General features: G+C 43.7%; 6 protein-coding genes. 3 read left to right on the plus strand and 3 right to left on the minus strand.

The genetic code is table 11. The features are described from left to right. Positions 1–117: 117 nt before the first annotated feature. From fahA to I3249_RS09200, 3 genes are all read right to left on the minus strand, one after another. Complete coding sequence (gene fahA, locus I3249_RS09190; RefSeq protein ID WP_238069680.1) at positions 118–1,419, minus strand: fumarylacetoacetase; 1,302 nt, start codon at positions 1,417–1,419, stop codon at positions 118–120. A gap of 312 nt (positions 1,420–1,731) precedes the next feature. Then, entirely contained in the window at positions 1,732–2,928 is a 1,197-nt protein-coding gene (locus tag I3249_RS09195; RefSeq protein ID WP_238069681.1) for an amino acid aminotransferase, read from the minus strand. A 157-nt stretch (positions 2,929–3,085) separates the two neighbouring features. Then, positions 3,086–4,033, minus strand: coding sequence for a LysR family transcriptional regulator (locus tag I3249_RS09200; protein WP_238069682.1), 948 nt, complete (start codon positions 4,031–4,033; stop codon positions 3,086–3,088). Between the two features lie 178 nt (positions 4,034–4,211). Between I3249_RS09200 and hppD the strand changes: the two genes are divergently transcribed. The 3 genes from hppD to I3249_RS09215 all read left to right on the plus strand — a co-directional run bounded on the left by hppD (position 4,212) and on the right by I3249_RS09215 (position 6,882). Beyond that, positions 4,212–5,312 carry a 4-hydroxyphenylpyruvate dioxygenase gene (hppD, locus tag I3249_RS09205; RefSeq protein ID WP_057759888.1) on the plus strand — a complete coding sequence of 367 codons (1,101 nt, stop codon included), beginning with the start codon at positions 4,212–4,214 and terminating at the stop codon, positions 5,310–5,312. 132 nt (positions 5,313–5,444) lie between these two features. Beyond that, positions 5,445–6,392, plus strand: coding sequence for a phenylalanine 4-monooxygenase (phhA, locus tag I3249_RS09210; protein WP_238069683.1), 948 nt, complete (start codon positions 5,445–5,447; stop codon positions 6,390–6,392). Between the two features lie 148 nt (positions 6,393–6,540). After that, the gene (locus I3249_RS09215) at positions 6,541–6,882 is read left to right on the plus strand and encodes a 4a-hydroxytetrahydrobiopterin dehydratase (RefSeq protein ID WP_238069684.1); all 342 of its coding nucleotides are present in this window, start codon (positions 6,541–6,543) and stop codon (positions 6,880–6,882) included. Positions 6,883–7,140 lie beyond the last annotated feature (258 nt).

The following is a 7,140-nucleotide window of genomic DNA, read 5'->3' on the forward strand; positions in this document are numbered from 1 at the left end:
TCCTTTTGATAAGGCGTTTTGTTAATATTAATATATAAACTGCCAGTAATTAGAGTCGATATGTCTTTACTTTCTGACAGTCTTAATCTATTTCTACGCCTTTTTTATATACGGTTTTTATTTATCAAAATCAAAGCTAAGCGCTGGTAATACCTTGCCGCGTACTTCACCAAAGCCAACACGGATGCCGTCTTTTTCGCTATAGCCTTTCATAATGACTGTGTCACCATCTTCGATAAAGCTGCGTGTTTCGCCACCTTCAAGCGTGACTGGTTTGGTAGCATTCCAAGCAATCTCTAGCATCGAGCCATAAGAATCAGGCGTTGGTCCTGAAATCGTGCCTGAACCCATCATGTCACCGACTTCAACTTTGCAGCCAGTGATGGTGTGGTGGGTGAGCTGCTGTGCCATTGACCAGTACATGTATTTGAAGTTGGTCTCACAAATGATGGTCGCTGTTTCCGCATTTTTAGGTAGTAATTCAACCGATAGATTGATGTCAAAGCTGTTGTCGCTCGATTTTTCATTTAAATAAGCGAGTGGCTTGGGTTCTTGTGTTGGACAAGCTGTTTTGAACGGAGCCAACGCATCCATGGTGACAATCCAAGGAGAAACCTCGGAGGCAAAGGTCTTAGCATTAAATGGACCTAAAGGCACGTATTCCCATTTTTGGATATCTCGTGCTGACCAGTCATTGAGCAACACCATGCCAAAAATATGATCAGCGGCATCATCTACGGCGATTGGCTGACCGATATGATTGCCTTTACCAACGACAAATGCGGTCTCTAGCTCAAAATCCAAGCGCTTACAGGCAGAGAAGATAGGGCGGTCGTCAGGGCTAGGCTTTAGCTGACCGGATGGACGCACGATATCAGTTCCACTGACGATGACGGTGCTGGCGCGTCCGTTATAGCCGACAGGCATTTCGGTCCAATTAGGTAGCAAGGCGTTGTTTGGATCGCGGAACATGGTGCCGACGTTGGTCGCGTGCTCTTTCGATGAATAGAAATCGGTAAAGCCCGGTACTTGCACTGGCAAATGCATGGTGACGTCTGCTTGCTTAAACAGGACTTTGTTCTGTAAGTCTGCATTGTCACGTAGGGTGTCATTGTCGCTAGACAGCAGTGTCTGAATCGTCGTACGTGCCTGCGTCCAATTGTCTCGACCAGAATCAATAAAAGAATTTAGCGTGGATTGGTTAAAATAAGGACCACCATCCAAACTTAATAGTCCTTCTGTTTCTAATACAGACAAGTCGAGCACATGCTCACCGATGGCAACGCCTGCACGGCGCTTGTTATCACCAACAGCGTCTTTGGTTTCACTAAAGATACCATAAGGGAGATTATGAATAGAAAAGTCAGAGTCAGCAGCGATATCGATAAAAGACGTGAGTGTGCTGTCAGTCGTTGACATGATTTGCTCCTTGCTAATATACATTATGAATTACGTTATAATTAATTACTTACGTATAATGTAATTTATTGATATATGGATTGCAAGTTTTTTGTGCAATGTCTTTTGTGAAAAGGCTGCTTTGAAAAGTGGTTGTCGTTGTTTTGACTAAACGGTTCTGACTAGATGATTTTAATAAAATAGTTTTGACGAAATAATTTTGATTAAATACTAGGCACAAAAAAAAGGCCGAGCAATCGCTCAGCCTTTCTTATCTATGTTTATTTTTTATAAAGTTACATATTGAGGAACATGTTAAGTAACTTGGACTAATTAATCTTTTAAGACGTCTGCCATGGCATTAGCCACATAGTCGATGTTACTAGTATTCAGTCCAGCCACACACATACGTGAGTTAGATACCATATAGATCCCAAACTCAATCTGTAAACGCTCGACTTGCTCAGGCGTGAGACCAGTAAAGCTAAACATACCATTTTGACGAGTGATGTAATCAAAGTTACGGTTAGGGATTTTAGCTTCTAATACCGATTTTAGCTTTAGGCGCATGGCTTTGATACGGTCGCGCATCGCATAAACTTCGCCAACCCACTGCTCATGTAGTGCTTCATCGTTCATGACGATATCGACCACGCGTCCACCATGTGATGGCGGGCTTGAGTAAATACGGCGTACAGTTGCGTTCAGCTGACCGAATACGCGATCGGTTTCGTCTACGGTTGGGCAGACGACTGATAGGCCGCCGACGCGCTCGCCGTATAGCGATAAGTTTTTAGAGAATGAGTTGCTAACAAACAATGGGAGGCCCATCTCAACTGCTTTACGAATAGCGTAAGCGTCGCTGTCCATGTCTTCGCCAAACCCTTGATAAGCGATGTCCATGAATGGAATCAGCTCACGCGCCTTCACGACATTGAGTACAGTATCCCATTGCGCTTGGGTCAAATCCATACCGGTTGGGTTATGACAGCATGGGTGTAGCAAGATGACGTCGTTTTTGTTCAATGTCTCAAAAAACGCAATCATTTCCTCAAATTTGATACTGCTGTTGGCTTTGTCGTAGTACGGGTATTTACCCACTTCTACATCAGAGCCTTCAAAGATAGCAATATGGTTGCCCCATGTTGGATCGCTCACATAGCACTTAGCTTGTGGGAACCAGTCATGGATAAACTCAGCACCAACTTTCAATGCGCCAGAACCACCGATTGTAGCGATAGTAGCGACCAAGCCGTCTTTTAAAATCTGGGCGTCTTTACCAAATAGTAATTCCTGACAGCCTTTACGGTGGCCTGGCAGGCCTGCCATTGGCAGGTATGGACGCGGTGCGATAGGATCAGCAATACGCTCTTCGGCTGTTTTTACACAGTCGAGTACAGGCAATACGCCATTCTCATCATAATAAATACCAATACCTAAATTGACCTTGTTAGGATTGCTATCTGCTGAGTATTTTTCCATAAGACCTAAGATTGGATCACCAGCGTAATAATCGATACGTTCAAACATGCCATTTCCTTATAAAAATATAAATCGAGCAGCCGAAAATCATAGAGCAAATTGCGGCTGAACTCAACACGAGAGTGGGTTATATGAGGCAATTAATAAAATAAATAGCCAAATAGATTGTTTATCCGTCTATCAAGCGCATTTGACATGCTATACGTCATTCGCTAGACGACGATTCAGAGTGATGTAGGTCGTTATAATGAGTCGCAAAATACGTTTGCAAAAACTGCTTAAAAGCAATTGTCGCCGGAGACAATGCCCGTGAGGCACGCTGATAGATAAAAAATTGCCGCATTTTGACTGGTTGAGCGAGTGGTCGCATCAGCAGTCCATTGGCACTGACCCAATCAATAACTTCAGGCATATAGGGCAGACACAACGTGATACCAAAGCCTTGCCGCGTCATCTCAAGTGCGGTGGACATGAAGTTCACCTTGTATCGAGCTTGTTGCACATGAGCGGAGATAGAGTCGTCGAGCTCTGCGGTTACTTGATCGAGGAACGGACCTTGTAAGGTAATCAGCGGTGTTTCTAATAAATCTTGCCAAGTAATTTCGTCTCTTTGTGCCAGTGCATGATTGTCTGGCATAACCACACAAAAAGGTAGCTGATACAACAGGTCAGCCCCGATATCATCTTCAGTTTCTATAAAACCAAGCTCGGTACCAACCCCTAAATCGACTTCGATATCTTGAATATGCTTGAGCAAGTTTTCTGCTGAACAGTCCAATAGTGAGACGCCAATATTTGGATATTCTTTGGCAAATTGAGCGATGACGGCAGGTAGGGAAGATGCTGCAAACTGTGATACCGCCAAGCGTACCTGACCTTGGGCCAAGCTGGTCAAGCTACTTGCTTCATTTTCAAACAGCTGCATTTCATTCAAGATGCGCCGTGCTTGCGGTAGTAGGTGCCGTCCTACTGCTGACAGAGACAACTGGCGAGTGGTGCGATCAAACAGCACGATACCGAGGCCAGTCTCTAATTCCTTAATCAATCCACTAACAGCAGATTGAGTCAAATACATCTGTTCGCTGGCACGAGTAAAGCTGCCGTTGTCAGCGACTTTGATAAATGCGGTCAATTGGCGAATGCTGATATTCATAAGTAAACCTGATAAATAAATCATAAAAAACAATTAGTCTTATAAATAAAGCTAATCTAATATAAATACAACGTCAACAATAAAGATTGATTATTAATCGTTTTATAGACTTTTACTATTGATCGACTTTTACTACTCATCGATTTTCTATTACCAATTGAAATTAAGGATAATTACAATGGCAGATTTATTTGACAACCCAATGGGACTAAATGGATTTGATTTCGTCGAGTTTGCCTCTCCGCAGCCTGATGCAGTCGACGCATTGTTTAAGCAGCTTGGTTTTGCTCATGTCGCCAATCATCGTTCAAAAGATGTTGCGCTATATCGCCAAGGTGATATCAACCTTATCCTAAACCGCGAGCCAAAAAGCCAAGCCAGTTACTTCGTTGAAGAGCATGGCGCTGGTGCTTGTAGCATGGGCTTTCGGGTAAAAGATGCCAAAAAAGCGTATGAGCGTGCGGTAGAAATGGGTGCGCAGCCAGTAGACGTGCCAACTGGGGTGATGGAGCTTAGATTGCCTGCTATCAAAGGTATTGGTGGCTCACTAATCTATTTGATTGACCGTTATAAAGACGGCGAATCTATCTATGATGTCGACTTTGAGTTCTTTGCAGATATCGACAGAAACCCTGTCGGCTATGGTTTCAAAGTTATCGACCATTTAACGCACAACGTCTATCGTGGACGCATGGCGTACTGGGCAAAATTCTATGAGCGTATCTTTAATTTCCGCGAGATTCGTTACTTTGATATCAAAGGTGAGTACACGGGACTAACCAGTAAAGCCATGACCGCACCTGATGGAAAAATCCGTATTCCGCTGAATGAAGAAGCCAAACAGGGCGGTGGTCAAATAGAAGAATATCTAATGCATTTCAATGGCGAAGGTATTCAGCATATTGCGCTAGCCAGTGATGACTTGTTTGCCAGCATCGATAAGCTAAAAGCGGCTGGTATTCCGCTTATGACCGCACCAAATGCTGCTTACTATGAAATGCTGAGCGAGCGCTTACCGAACCATGGTGAAAATGTCGCCGACTTGCAAACGCGTGGTATCTTGTTAGACGGCACGACAGAAGGCGGTGCACCGCGTCTGCTGCTACAGATTTTCTCTGAAACTATTTTGGGTAGCCCAGTGTTCTTTGAGTTTATTCAGCGTAAAGGCGATTATGCAGATGGCTTTGGTGAAGGTAACTTTAAAGCGTTGTTTGAGTCGATAGAGCGCGACCAAGTACGTCGCGGTACAGTCGGTCAGCCAGAGACTGAAACGCTATAAAGCTACCTAACGCTTAGCCCACATTTAATCAATGGACAAGACAAAAGGAGTTTGTGTTGTCCTTAATAGGAGTATTACCTACAAGCACGACAGCAAAGGTAATGCTCTCATTGCGATAAAAGGAATACAGGCATGGAACGCCTATCACAGATAGATTCTCTTAATACGGCCATCGGTACCAATAGCGTTGCGACTAATAAGCAAAGCAACGATGCGTCCAGTCATTCTAATGCGACAAATAAAAAACAACCGTATATCTCACACCAACCCGATAGTCATGGTCATATTCACTATAGTGATGATGAGCATGCGATGTGGCAAGCGCTGCTGGCACGTCAAGCGGAACAAACGCCCAATCGTGCGTGTACTGCATATTTAGAGGGTTTAACTAAGTTAAACCTACCGACCACACGTATTCCTCAGCTACGAGATATTGACGAGGTATTACAAGCGACCACAGGTTGGCAGACCGCCGCTGTGCCTGCATTAATCAGCTTTGGTAAATTTTTTAAACTGCTCGCCAATAAGTCCTTTCCTGTGGCGACGTTTATTCGTCGATTTGATGATATGGACTATATTGAAGAGCCTGATATCTTTCATGAAATCGTTGGGCATTGCCCGCTATTGACCCATCCTGCGTTTGCAGCCTTTAATGAGACGTATGGCAAGCTTGGTCTTAGCGCAACGAAAGAGGAGCGCTGGTTTTTAGCACGACTGTATTGGTTTACCATTGAGTTTGGATTGGTCGGCAGTCGCATAGAAAATCGTAGAATCTACGGCGGCGGTATATTAAGTTCACCTTCTGAAACGGTCTATGCGCTTGATCATACAGCACAAGAGCAATCAAACCTTCAATATACAACACAGCATCAGCCTAAACCGCAACCTGAACACCGAGCGTTTGATTTGCTTGATGTGTTGCGGACGCCTTATCGTATCGATCAGATACAGCCGATCTACTATGTTATCGATGAATTAGATACCTTATTTGATATCGTCAATAGTGACATTATGGGTGCGGTCAAAAAAGCTATGTCGCTTGGACTATTCGAGCCGACCTATCCAGAAAAAACTCGTTAAAATGGCAATTCAAAATTAAACATAAAAACCAACACTTCAGTACGGAATATTGAGATAGCAATACAGCTATATCAACATGGACGTACGAGTATTAGAAAGTAGCTATCAAAACAGACATCGAAAACAGCCACTATAAAAGGATTTTATTATGACAGCATTATCACAAAACAGCTGCGAAGCTTGCCGCATTGGCTCACCAAAAGTTGATGAAGCCGAAGCGCGAGAACTATTACCGCAAATTCCTGATTGGTCATTGATCGAAGTAGATGGTATTCAGCAATTGCAGCGTCAGTATAAATTTAAAAACTTCGTCTCAGCAATGGCATTTGCCAATCAACTGGCAGACATCGCTGAAGCAGAAGGGCATCATCCGGGTATATTGGTAGAGTGGGGTAAGGCTACGGTCACTTGGTGGTCGCATAGTATTAAGGGTTTGCATCGCAATGATTTTGTCATGGCAGCTAAGACCGATGACTTAATCGATAAGTAATAGGTTGCTTTACTAACAAATCACTTCAATCATACTTCTACCATTAAAATTAAAATCAAACCCAATCTAGTGCCAGTATTTACTGGCATTTTAAGGATGTGTCATGCCACCAAAACCCCTTACATTAATCAGTGCCAAGCTCGCCTTTATTATATCCGCCATCGTCATCGGTATCATGGGCATCACCATGATCGGCTTTGGCTGGGTGCCTCATCTGTCTCTTATCCTCGCCATCTGTGTGTTACTGGCTATCGGTAT

Origin of the sequence: Psychrobacter sp. Ps1, assembly GCF_022129425.1 — a bacterium.
GTDB lineage: Bacteria > Pseudomonadota > Gammaproteobacteria > Pseudomonadales > Moraxellaceae > Psychrobacter.